Source organism: Streptomyces sp. NPDC045026, from assembly GCF_056432625.1.
In genome coordinates, this window is record NZ_JBWKIS010000011.1 from 14038 (window position 1) to 36626 (window position 22589).

Sequence of the window (22589 nt, forward strand, 5' to 3'; positions counted from 1 at the left end):
GCGCACCCTTCCTCCCCCTTGGGGACATTTAATCCGTACGGGTGAAACGATCCCTCAAAAGGGGACGGGAATAGCAAATTCCGTACGGGGGAACATGTGCTCGGTGCATTTATGTGCGCTGGGGCGCACGGGCGCACACCCGGCGCGGAGGCCCTCCGGCCGGCGGCGGAAGGCGGCGGGTGACGGTCGGCGCCAGGTTGTCAGTGGTCTCGGTTACGGTTCGGGGCATGGCTGTCCGTACTAAATCCGGCAAGGACCGGCCGTCCTACCGCTGCACCGAGTGCGGCTGGCAGACGGCGAAATGGCTGGGGCGCTGCGGCGAGTGCCAGGCGTGGGGGACGGTCGAGGAGTACGGCGCGCCCGCCGTGCGGACGACCGCGCCCGGCCGGGTCACGACGTCTGCCGTCCCGATCGGCCAGGTCGACGCCCGGCAGGCCACCGCCCGCTCCACCGGCGTGCCCGAGCTCGACCGGGTCCTCGGCGGGGGCCTCGTCCCCGGCGCCGTCGTCCTGGTCGCGGGCGAGCCCGGCGTCGGCAAGTCCACCCTCCTGCTCGACGTCGCCGCCAAGGCCGCCAGCGACGAGCACCGCACCCTGTATGTCACGGGCGAGGAGTCGGCCAGCCAGGTCCGGATGCGCGCCGACCGCATCAAGGCCATCGACGACCATCTCTATCTCGCCGCCGAGACCGATCTGTCCGCGGTCCTCGGCCACTTGGACGCAGTGAAGCCCTCGCTGCTGATCATGGACTCCGTGCAGACCGTCGCCTCCCCCGAGATCGACGGCGCCCCCGGCGGCATGGCCCAGGTCCGCGAGGTCGCCGGCGCCCTGATCCGCGCCTCCAAGGAGCGCGGCATGGCCACCCTCCTCGTGGGTCACGTCACCAAGGACGGCGCGATCGCCGGACCCCGTCTCCTCGAGCACCTCGTGGACGTCGTCCTCTCCTTCGAAGGCGACCGGCACGCGCGCCTGCGTCTCGTACGCGGCGTGAAGAACCGGTACGGGACGACCGACGAGGTCGGCTGCTTCGAGCTCCACGACGAAGGCATCACCGGACTCGCCGACCCGAGCGGACTGTTCCTCACCCGCCGCGACGAGCCCGTCCCCGGGACGTGCCTCACCGTCACCCTGGAGGGGCGGCGGCCTCTGGTCGCCGAGGTCCAGGCCCTCACCGTCGACTCCCAGATCCCGTCCCCTCGGCGTACGACCTCCGGTCTGGAGACGTCTCGCGTCTCGATGATGCTCGCCGTGCTCGAGCAGCGCGGGCGGATCAGTGCGCTGGGGAAGCGGGACATCTACTCCGCGACCGTCGGCGGTGTGAAGCTCACCGAGCCCGCCGCGGACCTCGCCATCGCGCTCGCCCTCGCCAGCGCCGCCAGCGACACCCCGCTCCCCAAGAACCTCGTCGCGATCGGCGAAGTGGGCCTCGCGGGCGAGGTCAGACGGGTGACCGGCGTGCAGCGCCGGCTCTCCGAGGCGCACCGGCTCGGCTTCACCCACGCCCTCGTCCCGAGCGACCCCGGCAAGGTGCCTGACGGTATGAAGGTCATCGAAGTCGCCGACATGGGGGACGCTCTGCGCGTGCTGCCCAGGAGCCGTCGCCGAGAGGCCCCACGGGAGACGGAGGAGCGCCGGTAGACTTTGCCCTGGTCTCGCCCGTGCGTACGAACCCTGGGCGTTCAAGATCTGCAAGTTTCGCAGGATCCGCGACATCTGCGGCACTTGTGACATCTGCGATATCTGCGACATCTGCGAGCGGAGGAGTGCAGTGGCAGCCAACGACCGGGCAGCAGCTCCCGGCAAGTCCGGCGGGAGCTCCGGTGCCGATGGGCTGATGCGCGCCTCACTGAGCGCCGTCGCGCCCGGTACGGCGCTGCGTGACGGCCTCGAGCGCATCCTCCGCGGCAACACCGGCGGACTCATCGTTCTCGGCTGGGACAAGACCGTCGAGTCGATGTGTACCGGCGGTTTCATCCTGGACGTCGAGTTCACCGCGACGCGCCTGCGCGAGCTGTGCAAGCTCGACGGCGGCATCGTCATCGACAAGGACATCACCAAGATCCTGCGGGCGGGCGTCCAGTTGGTGCCCGACCCCACGATCCCCACGGAGGAGACGGGCACGCGGCACCGCACCGCGGACCGCGTGAGCAAGCAGGTCAGCTTCCCCGTGGTCTCGGTGTCGCAGTCCATGCGGCTCATCGCCCTCTACGTGGACGGGCAGCGGCGAGTCCTCGAGGACTCGGCCGCGATTCTCTCCCGTGCGAATCAGGCGCTCGCGACTCTTGAGCGGTACAAGCTCCGCTTGGACGAGGTGGCCGGGACGCTCTCCGCCCTCGAGATCGAGGATCTCGTGACGGTGCGGGATGTGACCGCGGTCGCGCAGCGGCTCGAAATGGTGCGGCGGATCGCTACGGAGATCGCCGAGTACGTGGTGGAGCTCGGCACCGACGGGCGGCTGCTCGCCCTTCAGCTCGACGAGTTGATCGCCGGGGTCGAGCCCGAGCGGGAGCTCGTCGTTCGGGACTACGTCCCGGAGCCGACGGCCAAGCGGTCCCGGACCGTTGATGAGGCCCTCTTCGAACTCGATGCGCTGACGCATGCCGAGCTCCTCGAACTGTCCACCGTGGCACGCGCGTTGGGGTACACCGGGTCTCCGGAGACCCTCGACTCTGCCGTTTCGCCGCGCGGGTTCCGGCTGCTGGCGAAGGTGCCCAGGCTGCCTGGGGCCATCATCGACCGGCTCGTCGAGCACTTCGGCGGCCTGCAGAAGCTGCTCGCCGCCAGCGTCGATGATCTGCAGACGGTGGACGGCGTCGGTGAGGCCCGTGCCCGGAGCGTGCGGGAAGGGCTCTCGCGCTTGGCCGAGTCTTCGATCCTGGAGCGGTACGTCTAGTCGGGCCTGGAGTGGGGCGTCTCGCGGTGCTCCTGGTCGGGCCTGAGGCGGGGCGTCTCGCGGTGCGGCTTGCCGGTGGCTTCTCAGCGCCGTCTTCGGGTGCGGGGCCGCGCCGGGATGTACGTGCTCGCTGTTCTACGGGGCTTCGTCGCCGGCCCAGTTACCCGCATGTGGTGCTGGTGGCTCCGCGCGCACATCCCGCCACGGCCCCTCCCGTCTCGTACGCGGCTTGCGGCCGGTGGGGGCTGCCCTCCGGCCCTTTCGTACGCGACTGATTGCCGGTGGGGCCATCGGGGGCTGCGGGTGTCAGTCCTTGGCCAGCACGAAGGACGTCTGCGCCTTGGGGAGTTGGGCCGCCTTTGCCTCTACGAGGTAGGTGCCTGGCGTTGCCGGGCCCGCCGTCGGGGTGGCGCACTGGGGGGCGCTTGCCTTGCGGTCCCACTCGATCGTGCGCGTGATGTGGGCACCCGCCGGTACGCGCAGCAGCAGGCTGCCGGAGCCCTTGGGGCAGTCTCCTGAGGACCAGATCTCGTTGTCACTGGACGCCTGAGTGATCGTCAGGACCGCGTTCTTCGGACCCAGATCGACCTTGCAGTCCTTCGCCGTCGTGTTCTTGGCCGTCAGCTCGAACTTCGGCTTCTCGCCCGGCGCGTACGAGTTGTGGACGCTGCGCAGCGTCAGTGTCACGCCGCCTGTCGTGCAGTCGGGGAGGCTCGAACCCGCGGGGAGTCGGTCGCCGGCGCCTGTGCCGCCCTTCGCGCCGTCATCGGTTCCCGCCCCTGAGCCGGCCCCGTCGGAGCCCGAACCTGAAGCGTCGCCGTTGTCGCCGTCGGAGGAACCGCCACCGCCGCCGCCCGACTCGTCGCGGCCGCCCGGGTGTTCGCTGATCGCGGGTCCGGACCCTGAGGGGCCGGGCGTGATGGACGAGGGCGCGGTGTTCTTGTCGTTCGCACCACCGGCGCTGTTCCTGCCGCCTCCGCCACCGGAGTTGACGGCCCATACGATCAGCAGCGCGAGCAGCGCCACCATGGACAGCAGAACGGCCCTCCGTCGCCAGTAAATGGTGGAGGGAAGCGGCCCGATCGGATTGCGCAGAGATCCCACGGCGCAAACTGTACGAGAGATCCGTCCGTTCTCCCGCCCCCACCCGCCGCCACGGCCCGCGAGTTTTGCGGATCATAGTCCCGGGCAGCCGTTTCGGCGCGCGGACAACCCCTGTCTTTCGTCAGGTACGGGACGGGACCATGGCCGGATGTGACCGCGTACGGACCTTACGTACCGTCCTAGGCATGGGAACCTTCGACTCCGATCTCTATCTCGACATCACCGGCTTCGCCCACGACACCCCGTCGTGGTTCCAGCACCTCATGGAAGTGTTCACCGAGCTGGGGCTGTTGCTCTTCGCCCTGCTCTTCGTCGTGGCCTGGTGGCGGGCCCGGCGCGGTGATCCACGGGCCCTGGCCGTCGCGGTGCTCGCCCCGCTGGCCACCGGCGTCGCCTATGTGTGCAGCGAGCTGGTCAAATCCGGTGTGGACGAAGAGCGCCCCTGCCGGGCCGTCTCCGGCGCCCTGAACTCTCTTGTCGCCTGTCCCCCTCATGGCGACTGGTCGTTCCCCAGCAACCACGCCACCATCGCCGCCGCCTCCGCCGTCGGCCTCACCCTCGCCTGGCCCGCCATCGGCCGGCTCACGATTCCCCTCGCCCTCCTCATGGCCTTCTCCCGCGTCTTCGTCGGCGTCCACTACCCGCACGACGTCGCTGTGGGGCTGGTGGTGGGGGCTCTTGTCTCGTTCGTCGTGGTGCGTCTTTGTACGGGAGGCGGGGCGCGCGTCACTCTCGCCATGCGAGGGTCCGGGAGTGGGGTTGTCCGCTGGTTCGCCGGGCCGGGGGCCGTCGTTGAGTACGCCGTTGTCGGCGGTCATCGGCGGTGATCAGACCAGGCCCGCCTCGTACGCCACGATGGCCGCTTGCACTCTGTTCCTGACCTCCAGGCGCTCCAGGACCGCACTGACGTAGGCCTTCACCGTGCCCTCCACCAGGTGCAGGCGGCGCGCGATCTCCGGGTTCGAGAGGCCCGCGCCCACCAGGCCCAGCACCTCGCGTTCGCGCGGGGTGAGGGTGGCCACCCGGGCCCTGGCCGCCGCCTCCCGACCCAGGCGCTGCGCCCCGAAGCCGTCGATGACGTGGCGCGCCACCTTCGGTGACAAGAACGCGGCACCGTCCGCCACCGCCCTGACCCCCGCCATCAGTTCATGCGGGTCGCCGGACTTGAGGAGGAATCCGGTGGCCCCGCCGGCCAGGGCGCGAGCCACGTACGCGTCCTCCGAGAACGTCGTCAGCATCGCCACCGCCGTACCCGGCACGGCTCGTACGATCTCCTCCGCCGCCGCCAGGCCGTCCAGGCGTGGCATGCGGATGTCCAGGATCGCCACGTCGGGGCGGTGGGCCTGCGTCAGGCTCACCGCCTCGCGGCCGTCCGCCGCCTCCGCCACCACCTCGAAGTCGCCGCCCGCCGCGAGGATCGCGCTCACCCCCGCCCGGATCATCGCCTCGTCGTCCGCCAGCAGCACCCGGATCATTTCGCCCCCTCTCGCTCGCTCCGCCATCGATGCCGTCCTCCTGTTCCTGCACCTGCTCCATTGCGCCTCATTCGTTACTTCTTGTTCGTTACACCTGGTCCATTTATGCCCGGTTTGGGGATCACGCTCTTTTCCACGAGTTCGTGGTTGTTGTCTTTGTTGAAGCAGAGTCTGAAGTGGTCCACCGGAACGAAGAGTTCGCCGCTCGCCCTGTAGTAGCGGCAGTCCGTTCCCGGTGGTGGCGGTGTCGGGGCGCGGTCCACCGGCGGGTCGCTGATCGTGCGGTCCGGCAGCCGCGGGACCGTCTCCTCCAGCGGAGTTCCGGTCTTCAGGCTCGTGTACGCGGCCGGCGTCAGCACCGCGTGCGTTTTCGTGTACGCGTACCAGGCGAACGCCCCGCCGATCAGGACCGCCCCCACTGCCGCCGCCGCTCCGAACGCGACACCTACCCGGCGGTGCGCCAGGCGCCGCGCCGAGGTGAAGACGGCGCCGGGTGTGGTGTCGGGGGCCGGTGGGTTCTTGGTGGGGATGCCGGCGCTGACGCGGTAGCCCTGCCCGTGCGGGCCCGCCTCGAACGAGCCGCCCAGCGCCGTCACTCCGGCGCGCAGGCCGATGAGGCCCGTCCCGCTGCCCGGCGGGCCCGGACGGTGTCGTGGGCGGCCGTTCGTGATCTCCACCGTCGTCCCGGCTTCGTTCTGCGTGTGTTCGACGGTGACGGGCGCGCCCGGGGCGTGTTTCGCCGCGTTCGTGAGTGCTTCCTGCACCACTCGGTAGGCGGTGCGGGTGGTGGTGGTGCTGGCCGTGGTGGTGTTCTGGGGGCGGTGCAGTTTTACGGGGAGGCCCGAGGCCGCCGCTCTTTCGATCAGCTCCGCGATGCTTTCGCCCGGTGGGGACAGGGGCGCCGGCTCGTCGTCCTCGCGCAGCAGGCCGACGATTCCGTGCAGGCGGTCCGTCGCGTCCGACGCCGCCGCGCGCAGCTCTCCCGCCGCCGTGCGGTGCGCCTCGCCCAGGCCCGGCGCCACCTGGAGCGCGCCCGCGCGCAGTGCGATGAGGCTCAGCTCGTGGCCCAGTGAGTCGTGCATGTCCTGGGCGATCCTGGCCCGCTCCCGCAGTCTCGCGCGGTCGGCGACGATTCTGTGTTCGCGTTCCAGCTGCTCGGCCCGCGCCCAGCCCGCCGCCGTCAGCTCCCGGCTCTGGCGCCAGTAGCGGCCGATCAGCCAGGGGAAGACGGCGCCGAACAGCAGCGTGCCCATGAGGACCAGCCACTCGGCGGCCGGGTCGACCTGGCGTACCGCGATCTTGACCGTGCCGGCCGCCGCCACCGCCGCGAACGAGAGCAGCGCGATGCCGGTCGCCGTGCCGCGCAGGCCGAGCAGGAAGGCGAAGGCCGCCAGCGCGCAGCCGTACGACGTGGTGAAGAGGGAGGCGGACGTGGCTAGACCCGGCGCCGCCACGAGCAGGAACGCCGTCGCGGGCCAGGTGCGGTGCAGCGCGGTCGCCGCGGCCAGGATCGCGAGGCCGCTGAGCTGGGCCCACAGCGGGGTCCGCTCGTTCAGGCCGAGACGCTCCGCGGCGACTGCGGGGACGGCCAGGGACGCCCAGAGCAGGGGGCCCGCGCTGCGGGCTGGTGGTCTCACGTCTTCCGAAGGTACAAGCGGCGGTCCGGCCGCCGCCCCTGCCGATCGTCAGGGGTGGGCGTCAAGCGATCGAGGCCGAGCCAACCCGTTTGCGTCGCAGGGTGTCCGCGCCGTCCCCGCTCCCCGTGGCAGGATCGTCCTGCCATGACTGCGCCCACGAACACCAGCACCGAGTCCCTGCACGCCCCCGTCATCGACTGGTTCGCCGAGAACGCCCGCGACCTGCCGTGGCGCCGCCCCGACGCGGGCCCCTGGGGCGTGATGGTCAGCGAGTTCATGCTCCAGCAGACGCCTGTGAGCCGCGTCCTTCCCGTGTACGAGCAGTGGCTCGCACGGTGGCCACGTCCCGCCGATCTGGCCAAGGAGGCGCCCGGCGAGGCCGTGCGCGCCTGGGGCAGACTCGGCTATCCCCGCCGCGCGCTGCGGCTGCACGGCGCCGCCGTCGCCATAACGGAGCGGCACGGCGGCGACGTACCCACGGCGCACGGCCAGCTGCTCGCGCTGCCCGGCATCGGCGAGTACACGGCCGCCGCCGTGGCCTCCTTCGCGTACGGGCAGCGGCACGCCGTCCTCGACACCAACGTGCGGCGCGTGTTCGCGCGGGCGGTGAGCGGTGTGCAGTACCCGCCGAACGCCACGACCGCGGCCGAACGCAAGCTCGCCCGCTCCCTGTTGCCCGAGCAGGAGTCGACGGCCTCGCGCTGGGCCGCGGCCTCCATGGAGCTCGGCGCCCTCATCTGCACGGCGAAGAACGAGAGTTGCCACCGCTGCCCCATCGCCGCCCAGTGCGCGTGGCGGCTCGCGGGCAAGCCCGATCACGTCGGTCCGCCGCGCCGAGGGCAGACGTACGCGGGCACGGACCGGCAGGTGCGCGGGAAGCTGCTGGCCGTGCTGCGGGAGGCCGTCTCGCCCGTTCCCCAGGCGGCGTTGGACCGCGTGTGGGACGAGCCGGTGCAGCGGGCGCGCGCCCTCGACGGGCTCGTCGCGGACGGGCTCGTGGAGCCGCTGCCGGACGGCTTCTACCGGCTGCCGACGAGCTGACGGGCGTACGGGTTTACCCACGTCTTACGTCTGTTACACAACCGACGGACAGCCGTGCGCCCGCCGCAGGCTGAAGCGGACACCCCCGTGACAACGCCTCCGTAGCTTCCTCCGTGTACCGATCACCTACAGGTGACGGACAGGGAAAGCGCGAACGGTTCGCGAACGGAAGGCGGTTGGCATGGCGCACGGCGAGGTGCTCGAGTTCGAGGAGTACGTCCGCACTCGGCAGGACGCTCTGCTGCGCAGCGCCCGGCGCCTCGTGCCGGACCCCGTCGACGCCCAGGACCTGCTCCAGACCGCGCTGGTGCGGACGTTCGGCCGCTGGGACGGCATAGCCGACAAGCGCCTCGCCGACGCCTATCTGCGCCGCGTCATGATCAATACGCGTACGGAGTGGTGGCGCGCCCGCAAGCTCGAAGAGGTGCCCACCGAGCAGTTGCCCGACGCGAGCATCGACGACTCGACCGAGCAGCACGCCGACCGCGCGCTCCTCATGGACATCATGAAGGTGCTGGCTCCCAAGCAGCGCAGCGTCGTGGTGCTGCGACACTGGGAGCAGATGTCCACAGAGGAGACGGCCGCCGCCCTCGGCATGTCGGCCGGAACCGTGAAGAGCACGCTGCACCGGGCGCTGGCCCGGCTCCGCGAGGAGCTGGAGAGCCGGAACCGCCACGAGTCCGGTCACCGCGCGCTCGAACGGGAGGAGACGGAGCGTTGCGCGGCCTAGGCATACGTGCCGGTCGGGTCCTGAAGGCGGGGAGTACGGCGGTGGCCGCGCTCGCCGCCCTCGGCCTTTTCCTCGGCGCCCTCACGGCCTGCTCGGCCGGCGGCACCGGCGCCCGTGACGAGGGGCCCGCCCGCTCCGAGCCGGGGGCCTCGGCCGCCCCGAAGGTGTCGTCCTCTCCGGCATCCCCCGCGCCCAAGCAGGTGAACGCGGTCCGGCTCGTCAAGGACGACCCGGCGGTGAGCACGGAGGTCAAGCGCGACCTCAAGCCGTGCGTGGGGAAGGAGTACCCGGTCGACGTGTCCTACGGAAACCTGACGGGGAACACGTCGAACGACGTCGTGGTCAACGTCATGACCTGCGGAGACGCCGTCAGCATCGGCAGCTACGTGTACCGCGACACCGGCGGGAAGTACGAGAACGTCTTCAAGGCCGAGGAGCCTCCGGTGTACGCGGAGATAGACCGGGGCGACCTCGTCGTCACCAAGCAGGTGTACGAGAAGGGCGACTCGGTGGCGTATCCCTCGGGTGAGGACGTCCTGACGTATCGCTGGACGACGGGCCGGTTCGTCGAGCAGGACCGGACGCACAACGACTACAGCAACGCGGTGAACGGGGACACGCCCGAGCCGTCCGACAACTGAGCGGCGGGGCCGGGCAGCACCGACCATGCAGAGCAGATGACGGCACACGGCGGCACGTGACGGCATGACGGACCAGACCACTTTCGGACGACGTATCAGGAGCAGCGGATTCGGATGGCAGAGCACACTCACGTCCTCTTCGTCGAGGACGACGACGTCATCCGCGAGGCCACCCAGCTCGCCCTCGAGCGGGACGGCTTCGTGGTCACGGCCATGCCCGACGGCCTCGCGGGCCTCGAGGCGTTCCGCGCGAACCGGCCCGACATCGCGCTGCTCGACGTGATGGTGCCGGGCCTGGACGGCGTGAGCCTGTGCCGCCGCATCCGTGACGAGTCCACCGTCCCCGTGATCATGCTGTCGGCGCGGGCCGACTCGATCGACGTGGTGCTCGGCCTGGAGGCGGGCGCGGACGACTACGTGACCAAGCCGTTCGACGGGGCCGTGCTCGTGGCCCGGATCCGGGCCGTCCTGCGGCGCTTCGGGCATGCGAACGGGTCGGCGTCCGGCGCGGCGCCGGCCGCCCCTGACCACTCCGGCGCCACGGGCGGTGTCCTGCACTTCGGCGATCTGGAGATCGACACCGAGGGCATGGAGGTCCGCAAGGACGGCGCCACTGTCGCGCTGACGCCGACGGAGATGAGGCTGCTGCTCGAGTTCTCGTCCGCGCCCGGCACGGTCCTCTCCCGCGACAAGCTCCTCGAACGCGTGTGGGACTACGGCTGGGGCGGGGACACCCGCGTCGTCGACGTCCATGTGCAGCGGCTGCGCACGAAGATCGGCCAGGACCGGATCGAGACGGTCCGCGGCTTCGGCTACAAGCTCAAGGCCTGACGGATCGTGCCGGGGCGGGGTGTTGCGTCGGAGGCGGGTGTCGGGTCGGACACGGGTGTCGGGTTGGAGCCAGGTGTCGGGCCGGGGCCGGATGCCTTGTCTGCGCCCGGTGTCCGGAGAACCGTTTGCCCGGTCGGTCCGTGGGCCGGCCGGGTCATTCGCTGTCGAACGAGGGACGGGATCGGGATATGAGGGGGGCCGCCGCGACCGTGCGCGCCCGGCTCGGGCGGCCGCTGCAGCTGCAGCTGCCGCTGAGACGGCTGCGCCCGGTGCTGCACACCGGCGTGCGCTGGAAGATCAGCGTCGCCATCGCCCTGGTGGGGGCGCTCGTCGCCGTCGCCCTGAGCCTGGTCGTGCACAACGCGGCGCGCGTCTCGATGCTGGACAACGCGCGCGACGTGCAGGACGAACGCATCCAGTTCGTGGCGCGCCAGTACGAGGCCACCGGGCGCGGCCTCCCCGTCGGCTTCAAGGTCGACGACCCGGGCATACCCCCTGACCTGCGCAAGAAGGCGATGGCGGGGCGGCGCGCCACCTTCGTCTCCGAGGAGGCCGGCGGCGTACCCGACATCTGGGCCGCGGTCCCGCTCGGCGACGGGCGCCTGCTGTCCGTGCACACCCGCTTCACCGACCGCAGCGCCACCGTCATGAAGGACCTCGACCAGGCCCTGATCATCGGCTCGATCTCGGTCGTCTTCGGCGGGTGCGCCCTCGGCGTGCTGATCGGCGGGCAGGTGTCACGGCGCCTGCGCAAGGCGGCGTCGGCGGCCAGGGAGGTCGCGCAGGGGCGGACCGACGTACGGGTCGGGGACGCCATCGGCGGTGTCGTGCGCGACGAGACCGATGATCTCGCGCAGGCCGTCGACGCGATGGCCGACGCCCTGAAGCAGCGTCTTGAGGCCGAGCGCCGGGTCACCGCGGACATCGCGCACGAACTGCGTACGCCGGTGACCGGACTGCTCACCGCGGCGGAGTTGCTGCCGCCCGGACGCCCGAGCGAGCTGGTCAAGGACCGGGCCCAGGCGATGCGCACGCTCGTAGAGGACGTGCTCGAAGTGGCGCGTCTCGACAGCGCCGCCGAGCGGGCCGAGCTCCAGGACCTGCTGCTCGGCGAGTTCGTGACGCGGCGGATCGGCGCGCGCCACGCGGACGTCCTGGTGAGCGTGGTGCACGAGTCGGAGGTCACCACCGACCCGCGCCGCCTCGAACGCATCCTCTTCAACCTCCTCGCCAACGCCGCGAAGCACGGCAGGCCGCCGGTCGAGGTCAGCGTCGAGGGCCGGGTGGTGCGCGTACGCGATCACGGCCCCGGGTTCCCGGAGGAGCTGCTCAACGAGGGGCCGAGCCGGTTCCGTACGGGCGCTGCGGACCGCGCGGGCCATGGGCACGGTCTGGGCCTGACGATCGCGGCGGGCCAGGCGCGCGTCCTCGGCGCCCGCCTCACCTTCCGCAACGTGCGCTCGCCGGACGCTCCTGCCGAAACTCCGGCGGAGGGCGCGGTCGCGGTGCTGTGGCTGCCGGAGCACGCGCCGACGAACACGGGAAGCTTCCCGATGCTGCGGCTGCCGGACTGAGGCGGACACCGAGGCGGACCGGGCACGCCCCGTCGCCGTCGTCCTCGCTGCGGGCCTGGCGTGATCCAAACGAGAGGCCTAGCTGGTGGCCCACTCCTTGTCGAGGTCGAGCCCTTCGTTGCGCTGCGTGAACGAGAACCAGTTCCCGGAGTCGTCGCGGAAGATCGCCTCGGTCCCGTACGGGCGCTCCTGCGGCTCCTGGAGGAACTGCACCCCGCGCGCCTTGAGCCGCTCGTAGTCACCGTGGATGTCGTCCGTGACCAGGACGCCGGCCCCGAGGATTCCCTTGGAGACCAGCTTCTTCACCGCCTCGGCCGACTCGGGGTCCATCGCGGGCGCCCCGGGCACCATCAGCGTGAGCTCGACGTCCGGCTGGTCCTTGGCCCCCACGGTCAGCCAGCGCATACCGCCCTCGCCCATGGTCATGTCCGTACGCACCTCGAGCCCCAGCTTCTCGATGTAGAACTCCTTGGCCCGGTCCTGGTCGAGAACCCAGACGGTGGAAATGGCGAGTCCCTTGATCATGATGCGCTCCGCTTTGCTCGGGCCACGCGCCGGGGAATCCGGCCGTGCCCTGTCACCGTAGGCAGTCGTCCCCCTCCCCCGCTTCTCCAGAATTGCGCTCCTCGCCGGCCCCCGGACCCGTACTCCCCAAAGGCGCTCTGCCGGGGAAGCCGCCGGCCCACAACATCGCGTAACACCCTGGGATGAGCGCCGCCCCGCGCCCCACGTGCTTCGCCCGGTACTCACTCGGCGTCAGGCCCGTCTGTCTCTTGAACCGGGACGAGAACGTGCCCAGGCTGCTGAATCCCACGAGGACACAGATCTCCGTCACCGACAGATCCGCCGATCTCAGCATCTCCTCGGCCCGCTCGATCCGACGGCGCGTCAGATACTGCCCCGGCGTCTCCCCGTACGCCTCCTTGAAGCACCGCACGAAGTGGTAGCGCGAGTAACCGGCATGGGCCGCCACCGCGTCCAGGTCGAGCTCCGCCTCGGCCCAGTCGCGGTCCATCGCGTCCTTGGCGAGCCGCAGCTGCCGCATTTTCTCCACGCCACCGATGCTGGCACGCGCCACTGACAACGCGCCCGCACCGGATGGCAACGGCCCAGGCACGGCGAAGGCCCCCGGTGCACCTGAGCGCACCGGGGGCCTACATACAGCCGAGGAAGATCGGGACGACCCGCTCAGACGGTCTCGGAGACCGTCCTGCCGTCCGCCGCGGCGTCCCCAGCCGCGCCCCCCTCGACCGGCTTCGCGTCGGCCGTAGCCGCACCGTTCGTAGCCGCAGCGTTCGCAGCCGCACCGGCCTTGGCCATGTCGACCGGCTGCGCGTCCGCCGGAGCAGCCGTCTCGGGAGAGCTCGGCGCCTCCTTGGCGGGGCCCGCGCCCCGCAGCGGCACCTCCTTCACGAAGACCGCCGCGATCAGCGCCAGCACGGCGACGATCGAGCCGAGCAGGAACGCCGAGTGCGTACCGGCCGACACCGCGTGCAGGTAGGCGTCGCGCACCACGGCCGGCAGCTTGGCCAGGCCCTCGGGCGTCAGCTGCGTGGACTGCTCCGTGATCTTGCCGCCCACCGCCCCGGCCCGCTCGGCCATCACGTCGTGGACTCGGTTGTTGAAGAGCGCGCCCATGATCGCCACGCCGAAGGAGGAGCCGAGCGTACGGAACAGGGTCGTGGAGGACGAGGCGACGCCCATGTCCTTCATCTCGACGCTGTTCTGCGCGACCAGCATCGTGATCTGCATCAGGCAGCCCATGCCCGCGCCGAGCACGGCCATGAACAGGCCGGACGTGAACCGCGAGGTGTCGGTGTCCATCTGCGCGAGCAGGAAGAGTCCGGCCACCATCAGGACACTGCCGACCAGCGGGAACACCTTGTACTTGCCGGTGTTGGTGGTGACGCGGCCCGCGACCAGCGAGACGACCATCATCGAGAGCAGCATCGGCAGGAGCAGCAGACCGGAGTTGGTCGCGTTCGCGCCCTGCACCGTCTGCTGGTAGAGCGGCAGGAAGAGCACGGCGCCGAACATCACGAAGCCCGTGATGAAGCCGATGAGGGACATGACCGTGAAGTTGCGGCTGCGGAAGATGTGCAGCGGCAGGATCGGCTCGGCCGCCTTCGTCTGGACGAAGAGGAAGCCGACGAGCGCGGCGACACCGATCGCGCCGAGCTCCATGATCACGGCGGAGCCCCAGGCGTACTGCGAGCCGCCCCAGGTCGTCATGAGCACGATCGAGGTGATGCCGACGGTGAGCAGTGCAGCGCCGAGGTAGTCGATCTTCCCCTTCGCCCGCTTCTTCGGCAGGTGCAGGACCGCGGTGACCATGACGAGGGCGACAAGACCGAGCGGCAGGTTTATGTAGAAGGACCAGCGCCAGCCCCAGTTGTCGGTGATGGCGCCGCCGACGAGCGGCCCGCCGATCATGGCGAGCGCCATGACGCCGGCCATCATGCCCTGGTACTTGCCGCGCTCCCGCGGCGGAATCAGGTCACCGATGATGGCCATGACGCCGACCATCAGACCGCCGGCACCGAGGCCCTGGATCGCGCGGAACGCGATGAGCTGGTTCATGTCCTGGGCCATGCCGCTGAGCCCGGAGCCGATCAGGAAGATCACGATCGAGGTCAGGAAGGCGCCCTTCCTGCCGTACATGTCGCCGACCTTGCCCCAGATGGGGGTCGATGCGGCGGTCGCGAGCGTGTACGCGGTCACGACCCACGAGAGATGTTCGAGGCCGCCCAGGTCACCGACGATCGTGGGCATCGCCGTGCCGACGATCATGTTGTCGAGCATCGCGAGCAGCATCGCGATCATCAGCGCCATCAGGACGACCCGCACGCTGCGCGGCTGCGGCTCCTTGCCGTCCGCGCGGCCGGCCTTGCCGCCACCCCCGCCGGTGTCCACCGCCACTGTTCCGGTCTCCGCCATGATCCCCACTCCCCATTACTTACCCACCGCTACTTACTTGCCGCCCGGCAAGTTGACTACACTGAGGGAAGATAGAGCGCTAACTAGCCGGGCGTCAAGTAAGTTTTGGCCCAAGCCCCGCCACCAGCACGAAGGAGCAGCCACAGATGGGCAGCAGCAAGCAGCGCCGCGGGAACACGCGGCAGCGCATCCAGGACGTGGCGCTGGAACTGTTCGCCGAGCAGGGCTACGAGAAGACCTCGCTGCGCGAGATCGCCGAGCACCTCGACGTCACCAAGGCAGCGCTCTACTACCACTTCAAGACCAAGGAAGACATCGTCGTCAGCCTCTTCGAGGACCTGACGCGCCCGATCGACGAGCTGATCGAGTGGGGCAAGGAGCAGCCCCCGACCCTGGAGACCAAGCAGGACCTCATGGAGCGCTACAGCCTGGCGCTGCACGGAGCGGGCCCGCTCTTCCGCTTCATGCAGGAGAACCAGGCGACCATGCGCGAGCTGAGCATCGGCGAGCTGTTCAAGGACCGGATGAAGGCGCTCCTCGACCAGCTCCTGCCCGAGAACGCCACCATGACCGAGCGGGTCCGCTGCTTCAGCGCGATCTTCTCGATGCACGCGGGCCTGTTCGTCCTCAAGGACGTCGAAGGCGACCCGGAGGAAAAGCGCAAGGCCATCCTCGAGGTCGCCACCGATCTCATCACCCAGGCACAGCGGAGCGCCTGAGTCGCGTCATGCGGTTGAGCTCTTTTGTGCAGGTGAGCTCAGTTACGCAGCTGAGCTCGCTCATGCAGGTCAGACGCTGACGCCCACGGACTTCAGGAAGTTGACCGGGTTGACCGCGGAACCGTAGTTCGGGGTCGTGCGGATCTCGAAGTGCAGGTGCGGGCCGCTGGAGTTACCGGTGTTGCCGGAGAGCGCGATGTGCTGACCGGTGGACACCGTCTGGCCGATGTGCACGTCGATGCGGGACAGGTGCGCGTACTGCGAGTACGTGCCGTTGCCGTGCTTGATCACGATGGCGTTGCCGTACGCCGGGCCGTCGCCGCCGCCGTAGGGGCCGGCCTTGACGACGGTGCCGCCGTGGGCGGCCATGACGTTCGTGCCGATCGGCACGGCGAAGTCCTGGCCGGAGTGCTTGTGCGACCACATGTTGCCGCCGAGGCCGAAGCCCGCGGACAGCGTGTACTTCTTGACCGGGTCTATCCAGGAGGCGGCCTTCTTCGCCGCGGCTTCCTTGACCTGCGCGGCGTTCTGCTTCGCCTGGTCGGCGGCCTTGGCCTGCGCCTTGGCCTGCGCCTGGACCGAAGCGGCAGCCGCGCTGGGCAGCGCGACGCTTCCCTGAGTGCTTTCGGCGGCGACCGCAGCCCCGGCCCCCAGCAGCGCCGTGGCTCCCAGGGCGACGGTCACGACGGCCGCCCGAGTACGGAGCAGGGACGAGCCGGAAGAAAGAGTCATGGTGCGCTTCGACATTCGGGATTACCTCCGCGTTGATGACAGGGGCAGACCGGCACTCGTTGGTGACGTGCCGGGCTGGCTGTTCATTGGTAACCCGGGACCCCATCTCGGCTCAAAGGCCCCATCTACTACCTAAAGCCGTAGTGAATGGTCGGGACTTCAACCTCTTGACAGCCCCCGAAGACCCCCTGCGATCTGTCGCTTTTGTGCCTCGTTTTTAGGTTTAGGGCCCCTTCGCACCCCTGCATCCGGGCGCCCCACCGGCCCTCGCCCCACCGATCCAAGAAGTGGACATTTCGCCCGAACTCTTCGATGCCACCACAACCCCTCACTCCAGCAGCGCTTCCACTATTTCGGCTAGTATCGGACAAAACGCCTGTGCGGCATGTCACCGGGAGGCAAGATCCCCAGACCCGGGAATGTGACGCGGGCTACGCTGAAGCGCCTGGTTTCACGGCCTTCGGGGGGAACGGCAGATGGATCCCGCAGTCCTCGGCACGCGCCTGGCGTCGAGCGTCCTCACGCCTCTGGTGAAGCAGCTCCTCACTCGCGACGGCCCCGGCGCCGGCCTGGTGGACAAGCCCGTACGCCTCTCGGGCCTCGTCACCTTCCGCGGCGAGAAGAGGTCCCTCGGGGAGAAGGAGGTCGGGCACCTCGCCGACCGTCTGGTGCGGGAAGCCGTGCAGTCCCCGGGCGAGCCCCCGTTCCCCGCGGACGAGCAGGAGGCGGTCACGGCCGCCCTCGCCCGCAGGCTCCTCGCCCTCGGCGACCTGGACATGGACGACATCCAGGCGGTCCGCCTCGGTCACCGCCGGCTGGCCCGCACCCTGCGCGAGGCGGCCCCCGCGCCCGACCTCTCCACCGACGCCGCCTACTTCCTCGACTCGGTCACCGAGTGGGCGTGCCTGCACATCCTGCACTTCTTCACCCAGCGCTCCACGTTCGTGGCCCGCACGCTGGTCGAGCAGAGTCGCGCCCAGTCCGAACTGATCGCCAAGGTGGACGCGCTCATCACGCGCACCGCGCCACGCGACGCACAGGACACCGCCGACGCACAGGACACCGCCTTCGAGACCCGCTACCGCGCCCACCTCGCGGCACGCCACAACCGCATCACCATTTTCGGCCTCGATCTGCGCGACTCCCCCGACGTCTGGCCCCTCGACGTCGCGTACCTGAGCCTCGAAGCCACCCGCGAGGCCGGCCCCGAGGACGCGCACGGCGAACCCCAGGGAGCGACGACGGTCCAGGTCAGGGCCGAGGACGCGTTCGACGGCCACGACCGGGTCCTGCTGCGCGGCGAGGCGGGCTCCGGCAAGACGACCCTCATCCAGTGGCTGGCGATCACCACCACGGGCCGTATCCCGTACGTACTGCCGCTGCGCACCCTGATCCGCGCCGCCGGGCTCCCCTCCCCCGCCGCGTTCCTCACGTCCGCCGACTGCCCGCACACCCCGCCCGAGGGCTGGGCCGAGCGCGTCCTGAGGGCGGGGCGCGGCCTCGTGATGGTCGACGGCCTGGACGAGGTCCCCTCGGCCGAGCGGCCCCGCGTGCGCGACTGGCTGCTCGGCCTCGTCCGCGCCTTCCCCGGCAACCGCTGGCTGCTCACCGCCCGCCCCACCGCCGTACGCTCCGACTGGCTGGCCGGGGACGGGTTCGCCGAGCTGTCCCTCGCCCCCATGGGCCGCCGGACGGTCGGCGCCTTCGTGCACAGGTGGCACGCGGCCGCCGGCGCCGCGGAGCACGAGGAACCGCTGCTGGACGCCCTGCGCGCCAAGCCGGACCTGTCGCTCCTGGCGACCAACCCCCTCATGTGCGGCATGATCTGCGCCCTCCACCGCGCGCGCCGCGGCTATCTGCCGCCGCGCCGCAAGGCCCTGTACGACGCCGCGCTCCAGATGATCCTCACCGACCGCGACCGCCAGCGCGGCATGGGCGGCCTCGACGGCATCGAACTCGACACCGAGGACCAGACCGAACTCCTCCAGCGCCTCGCCTACGCCCTGGTGCTCGCGGGCCGCACCGAGATGGACGAGGCCACCGCGCTCGCACTCCTCGAACGCGCCCTGCCCTGCGTCCCCGACGCCGCACGCCAGGGCGACGCCCCCGCGATCCTGCGCCACCTCCTGCTGCGCAGCGGCGTCCTGCGCAGTCCCGCCCCGCAGGTGGTCGACTTCGCACACCGGACGTTCCTCGACCACCTCGGTGCGCGCTACGCGGTCGAGGAGGGCCACTTCGACGTCCTGCTCGGCCACGCCGGCGACACGCAGTGGGAGGACGTCGTGCGGATGGCCGTGGCCCACGCCCGTACCCGGGAGCGGACGACGCTCCTGCGGGGCCTGCTCGCCGCGGACAGCCCGCGCGTGACCCTGCTCGCGCTGGCGAGCCTTCAGGACGCCTCGGCGGTCGAACAGGAGGTCCTCGAAGAGGTACGGGAACGGGCCGCCGCCCTGATCCCGCCCCGGACCCCTCAGGAGGCCGCCCAGCTCGCGCAGGCGGGCCCGTTCGTCCTCGAACTCCTTCCCGGACCACAGGATTTGACGGACGAGGAGGCCCACGCGGTGGTGACCACGGCCTCCCGCCTGGGCCACGAGGGCTCCCTGCCGGTCCTGAAGCGCTTCCGCGCCCACACCTCGCTCGACGTGCGGCGTCAACTCGTCGGCACCTGGCGGAGGTTCGACGCGCAGGAGTACGCGGACGAGGTGATCGCGCATGTGGGGCGGGACGGACTCGACCTGACCGTCACGAGCGAGGAGCAGGTACGCGCGATGTGGACGATGCCGCCGTGGCGGCGGGTCGACCTCACCGGGGAGTATCCGCTCGACGAGTTCATGGGGGCACTGGACCCCGAGGGCACACGGTTCCTGACCCTGCGCAGCAACCCGTACATCACGGATCTCCGGAAACTGCACGCCCTGCCGTCACTGGAGTTCCTGTCCCTGATGTACTGCCCGGAGGTCCGCGACCTGGCACCCCTCGCCGAGATGCAGCTACGGCATCTGTCGGTGATCGACCTGCCCGCACTGCCGACGCTCACCGGCCTGTCCCGGGTGACCAGCCTTTCCTCGCTCAGCGTCATCCAGCCGGTCCCCGGCGACTCGCTCGCCACGTTCCTGCCGGTCGGGGCGCCGCTCGACCACCTCATCCTCGGCCAAGGCGCCACGCGGACCACCGGGCTCACGGGCCTTGACGCCTTCCCCGAGCTGACCCGGCTGAACCTGTCCAGCGACGCGGGCGCGCTCGGCCCACGCGACTGGGAGCAGCTCGCCGGGCACCCCGCGCTCACCCGCCTCTCCCTGGGCGGCCGGTTCCTGCCCGCACACGGCCCGACCACCGAGCTGACCGGAATCCGCGTCCTCTCCCTCCACCTGGAGGCGGGGACCGAGGAGCGCGTCTCCCGCTTCGCTCCTGCCGTCCCGCACGCGCACGACGTGCGCCTCTACTTCACCGAGGACGCGGCACCAGCCTCGGACGACGTGTACGCCGGTCTCTTCCCGCAGGCCGACGTCACCGTCCACCGGTCCGGTCAATGACCCCGAGCGCACGACGAAGGGGCTGCCCAGGACCGAAGTCCCGGGGCAGCCCCTTCGTCTCAGCGCGTCCCCGAAGGGTTACGCGTCCTTGCTCAGATTCGGCCCGGCTCCGCCGGCCGCCTGCTCGATCGGCGGGACGTCCGGCAGCGGGGACTTCTCCTCGCCGCGGAAGGTGAACGTCTTGGCGTCACCCTCGCCCTCCGTGTCGACGACCACGATGTGGCCCGGACGCAGCTCGCCGAAGAGGATCTTCTCGGAGAGCGAGTCCTCGATCTCGCGCTGGATCGTGCGCCGCAGCGGACGCGCGCCGAGCACGGGGTCGTAACCCTTCTTGGCCAGGAGCTCCTTCGAGGACTGGCTGAGCTCGATGCCCATGTCCCGGTCCTTGAGGCGCTCGTCGACCTTGCCGATCATCAGGTCGACGATCTGGAGGATGTCGTCCTGGGTCAGCTGCGGGAAGACGACGACGTCGTCCACGCGGTTGAGGAACTCGGGGCGGAAGTGCTGCTTGAGCTCGTCCGAGACCTTGTTCTTCATGCGCTCGTAGTTGGACTTCGTGTCACCCGTGGCCGCGAAGCCGAGGTTGAAGCCCTTCGAGATGTCCCGCGTGCCGAGGTTGGTCGTCATGATGATGACCGTGTTCTTGAAGTCCACGACCCGGCCCTGGGAGTCGGTCAGGCGACCGTCCTCCAGGATCTGCAGCAGCGAGTTGAAGATGTCCGGGTGGGCCTTCTCGACCTCGTCGAAGAGAACCACCGAGAACGGCTTGCGCCGCACCTTCTCCGTCAGCTGGCCGCCCTCTTCGTAGCCCACGTAACCGGGAGGCGAACCGAAGAGACGCGAGACCGTGTGCTTCTCGCTGAACTCCGACATGTCGAGGGAGATCAGCGCGTCCTCGTCACCGAAGAGGAACTCGGCGAGCGCCTTGGACAGCTCGGTCTTACCGACACCGGACGGGCCCGCGAAGATGAACGAGCCACCGGGGCGCTTCGGGTCCTTCAGACCGGCACGCGTACGGCGGATCGCCTTCGAGAGCGCCTTGACGGCGTCCTTCTGGCCGATGACGCGCTTGTGGAGCTCGTCCTCCATGCGCAGCAGACGCGAGGACTCCTCCTCAGTCAGCTTGAAGACGGGAATGCCGGTCGCGGTCGCGAGGACCTCGGCGATCAGCTCGCCGTCGACCTCGGCGACGACGTCCATGTCGCCGGCCTTCCACTCCTTCTCGCGCTTAGCCTTCGCGGCGAGCAGCTGCTTCTCCTTGTCGCGGAGCGAAGCTGCCTTCTCGAAGTCCTGGGAGTCGATGGCCGACTCCTTGTCGCGGCGCACGCCCGCGATCTTCTCGTCGAACTCGCGGAGGTCCGGCGGCGCGGTCATCCGGCGGATGCGCATCCGGGAACCGGCCTCGTCGATCAGGTCGATCGCCTTGTCCGGCAGGAAGCGGTCCGAGATGTACCGGTCGGCCAGGGTCGCCGCCTGGACGAGGGCCTCGTCCGTGATGGAGACGCGGTGGTGGGCCTCGTAGCGGTCGCGCAGACCCTTGAGGATCTCGATCGTGTGCGGCAGCGACGGCTCCGCGACCTGGATGGGCTGGAAGCGGCGCTCGAGAGCGGCGTCCTTCTCCAGGTGCTTGCGGTACTCGTCGAGCGTGGTCGCACCGATGGTCTGGAGCTCACCGCGGGCCAGCATCGGCTTCAGGATCGAAGCGGCGTCGATGGCGCCCTCGGCGGCACCCGCACCGACCAGCGTGTGCAGCTCGTCGATGAACAGGATGATGTCGCCGCGGGTGCGGATCTCCTTGAGGACCTTCTTCAGGCGCTCCTCGAAGTCACCGCGGTAACGGGAACCGGCGACCAGCGCGCCCAGGTCGAGGGTGTAGAGGTGCTTGTCCTTGAGGGTCTCGGGCACCTCGCCCTTGACGATGGCCTGCGCGAGGCCCTCGACGACGGCGGTCTTGCCGACGCCGGGCTCGCCGATGAGGACCGGGTTGTTCTTCGTGCGGCGGGACAGCACCTGCATGACCCGCTCGATCTCCTTCTCGCGCCCGATGACCGGGTCGAGCTTGGATTCGCGGGCGGCCTGCGTGAGGTTCCGGCCGAACTGGTCGAGGACCAGGGACGTGGAGGGCGTGCCCTCGGCAGGACCGCCACTGGCGCCGGCGGTCTCCTTGCCCTGGTAGCCGGAGAGCAGCTGGATGACCTGCTGCCGCACTCGGTTGAGATCGGCGCCCAGCTTGACCAGGACCTGGGCGGCGACGCCCTCGCCCTCACGGATCAGGCCGAGCAGGATGTGCTCCGTGCCGATGTAGTTGTGACCCAGCTGAAGAGCCTCGCGGAGCGACAGCTCCAGGACCTTCTTGGCACGGGGGGTGAAGGGAATGTGCCCGGACGGGGCCTGCTGGCCCTGACCGATGATCTCCTCCACCTGCTGGCGGACCGCCTCGAGCGAAATCCCGAGGCTCTCCAGGGCCTTAGCGGCGACACCCTCACCCTCGTGGATCAGGCCCAGGAGGATGTGCTCGGTGCCGATGTAGTTGTGGTTGAGCATCCGGGCTTCTTCCTGAGCCAGGACGACAACCCGCCGCGCGCGGTCGGTGAACCTCTCGAACATCGTTAATCGCTCCTCAGAGCGGTCAGGCAGTAAGGGGACGCTCCCCTCCCTGTCCTTCCGCAGCTTAGTCCCGCAAGCGGGGACCGCTCATTCCAACTGCCGACACCCGTCGATGGCCTCCAGACCCGAACGCCGA

General features: G+C 70.1%; 18 protein-coding genes. 10 read left to right on the forward strand and 8 right to left on the reverse strand.

From position 1 onward, the window contains the following. Nucleotides 1–227: 227 nt before the first annotated feature. Nucleotides 228–1637, forward strand: coding sequence for a DNA repair protein RadA (gene radA, locus AC07EJ_RS23380; protein WP_389487433.1), 1410 nt, complete (start codon nucleotides 228–230; stop codon nucleotides 1635–1637). Nucleotides 1638–1767: 130 nt separating this feature from the next. Next, entirely contained in the window at nucleotides 1768–2892 is a 1125-nt protein-coding gene (gene disA, locus AC07EJ_RS23385; protein ID WP_362900849.1) for a DNA integrity scanning diadenylate cyclase DisA, read from the forward strand. Nucleotides 2893–3198: 306 nt separating this feature from the next. Here disA and AC07EJ_RS23390 read toward each other — a convergent pair whose 3' ends face one another. Further along, nucleotides 3199–3996 (reverse strand): hypothetical protein, encoded by a 798-nt coding sequence (locus tag AC07EJ_RS23390; RefSeq protein ID WP_389487435.1) that lies wholly within the window; start codon nucleotides 3994–3996, stop codon nucleotides 3199–3201. A gap of 185 nt (nucleotides 3997–4181) precedes the next feature. On the opposite strand from AC07EJ_RS23390, the gene AC07EJ_RS23395 reads away from it, so the two are divergent. Continuing rightward, nucleotides 4182–4823, forward strand: coding sequence for a phosphatase PAP2 family protein (locus AC07EJ_RS23395; RefSeq protein ID WP_389487436.1), 642 nt, complete (start codon nucleotides 4182–4184; stop codon nucleotides 4821–4823). On the opposite strand, the gene AC07EJ_RS23400 is transcribed toward AC07EJ_RS23395, so the two are convergent. Both AC07EJ_RS23400 and AC07EJ_RS23405 read right to left on the reverse strand, forming a co-directional pair. Next, nucleotides 4824–5471, reverse strand: coding sequence for a response regulator transcription factor (locus AC07EJ_RS23400; protein ID WP_478884939.1), 648 nt, complete (start codon nucleotides 5469–5471; stop codon nucleotides 4824–4826). A 74-nt stretch (nucleotides 5472–5545) separates the two neighbouring features. Next, nucleotides 5546–7108 carry a sensor histidine kinase gene (locus tag AC07EJ_RS23405; protein WP_478884877.1) on the reverse strand — a complete coding sequence of 521 codons (1563 nt, stop codon included), beginning with the start codon at nucleotides 7106–7108 and terminating at the stop codon, nucleotides 5546–5548. 144 nt (nucleotides 7109–7252) lie between these two features. Here AC07EJ_RS23405 and AC07EJ_RS23410 point away from each other — a divergent pair, with 144 nt between their 5' ends. The 5 genes from AC07EJ_RS23410 (at nucleotide 7253) to cseC (ending at nucleotide 11925) form a co-directional block, all read left to right on the forward strand. Further along, nucleotides 7253–8149 (forward strand): HhH-GPD family protein, encoded by an 897-nt coding sequence (locus AC07EJ_RS23410; RefSeq protein WP_389487440.1) that lies wholly within the window; start codon nucleotides 7253–7255, stop codon nucleotides 8147–8149. Nucleotides 8150–8330: 181 nt separating this feature from the next. After that, on the forward strand, nucleotides 8331–8879 hold the full coding sequence (locus tag AC07EJ_RS23415; protein WP_389487442.1) for a SigE family RNA polymerase sigma factor: 549 nt from the start codon (nucleotides 8331–8333) through the stop codon (nucleotides 8877–8879). Next, complete coding sequence (locus AC07EJ_RS23420) at nucleotides 8867–9520, forward strand: hypothetical protein (protein ID WP_389487444.1); 654 nt, start codon at nucleotides 8867–8869, stop codon at nucleotides 9518–9520. The genes AC07EJ_RS23415 and AC07EJ_RS23420 overlap by 13 nt, the downstream gene beginning before the upstream one ends. 114 nt (nucleotides 9521–9634) lie before the next feature. Further along, nucleotides 9635–10351 carry a two-component system response regulator CseB gene (cseB, locus tag AC07EJ_RS23425; RefSeq protein ID WP_389487446.1) on the forward strand — a complete coding sequence of 239 codons (717 nt, stop codon included), beginning with the start codon at nucleotides 9635–9637 and terminating at the stop codon, nucleotides 10349–10351. Between the two features lie 188 nt (nucleotides 10352–10539). Next, nucleotides 10540–11925, forward strand: coding sequence for a two-component system sensor histidine kinase CseC (cseC, locus tag AC07EJ_RS23430; protein WP_389487448.1), 1386 nt, complete (start codon nucleotides 10540–10542; stop codon nucleotides 11923–11925). 78 nt (nucleotides 11926–12003) lie between these two features. Here cseC and AC07EJ_RS23435 read toward each other — a convergent pair whose 3' ends face one another. The 3 genes from AC07EJ_RS23435 to AC07EJ_RS23445 form a co-directional block, all read right to left on the reverse strand. Continuing rightward, nucleotides 12004–12450, reverse strand: a complete 447-nt coding sequence (locus AC07EJ_RS23435; RefSeq protein WP_389487450.1) for a VOC family protein — start codon at nucleotides 12448–12450, stop codon at nucleotides 12004–12006. A gap of 52 nt (nucleotides 12451–12502) precedes the next feature. Beyond that, complete coding sequence (locus AC07EJ_RS23440) at nucleotides 12503–12970, reverse strand: helix-turn-helix transcriptional regulator (protein ID WP_389487535.1); 468 nt, start codon at nucleotides 12968–12970, stop codon at nucleotides 12503–12505. A 143-nt stretch (nucleotides 12971–13113) separates the two neighbouring features. After that, a complete protein-coding gene (locus AC07EJ_RS23445) occupies nucleotides 13114–14862 on the reverse strand; it encodes an MDR family MFS transporter (RefSeq protein WP_389487452.1) in 1749 nt (582 codons plus the stop codon). 146 nt (nucleotides 14863–15008) lie between these two features. On the opposite strand from AC07EJ_RS23445, the gene AC07EJ_RS23450 reads away from it, so the two are divergent. Continuing rightward, complete coding sequence (locus AC07EJ_RS23450) at nucleotides 15009–15581, forward strand: TetR/AcrR family transcriptional regulator (RefSeq protein ID WP_389487454.1); 573 nt, start codon at nucleotides 15009–15011, stop codon at nucleotides 15579–15581. 69 nt (nucleotides 15582–15650) lie between these two features. On the opposite strand, the gene AC07EJ_RS23455 is transcribed toward AC07EJ_RS23450, so the two are convergent. After that, a complete protein-coding gene (locus AC07EJ_RS23455; RefSeq protein WP_389487456.1) occupies nucleotides 15651–16328 on the reverse strand; it encodes a M23 family metallopeptidase in 678 nt (225 codons plus the stop codon). A 461-nt stretch (nucleotides 16329–16789) separates the two neighbouring features. On the opposite strand from AC07EJ_RS23455, the gene AC07EJ_RS23460 reads away from it, so the two are divergent. Further along, on the forward strand, nucleotides 16790–19846 hold the full coding sequence (locus AC07EJ_RS23460; protein WP_478884878.1) for an NACHT domain-containing protein: 3057 nt from the start codon (nucleotides 16790–16792) through the stop codon (nucleotides 19844–19846). A 78-nt stretch (nucleotides 19847–19924) separates the two neighbouring features. Here AC07EJ_RS23460 and AC07EJ_RS23465 read toward each other — a convergent pair whose 3' ends face one another. Next, nucleotides 19925–22453 (reverse strand): ATP-dependent Clp protease ATP-binding subunit, encoded by a 2529-nt coding sequence (locus tag AC07EJ_RS23465; protein WP_389487460.1) that lies wholly within the window; start codon nucleotides 22451–22453, stop codon nucleotides 19925–19927. Nucleotides 22454–22589 lie beyond the last annotated feature (136 nt).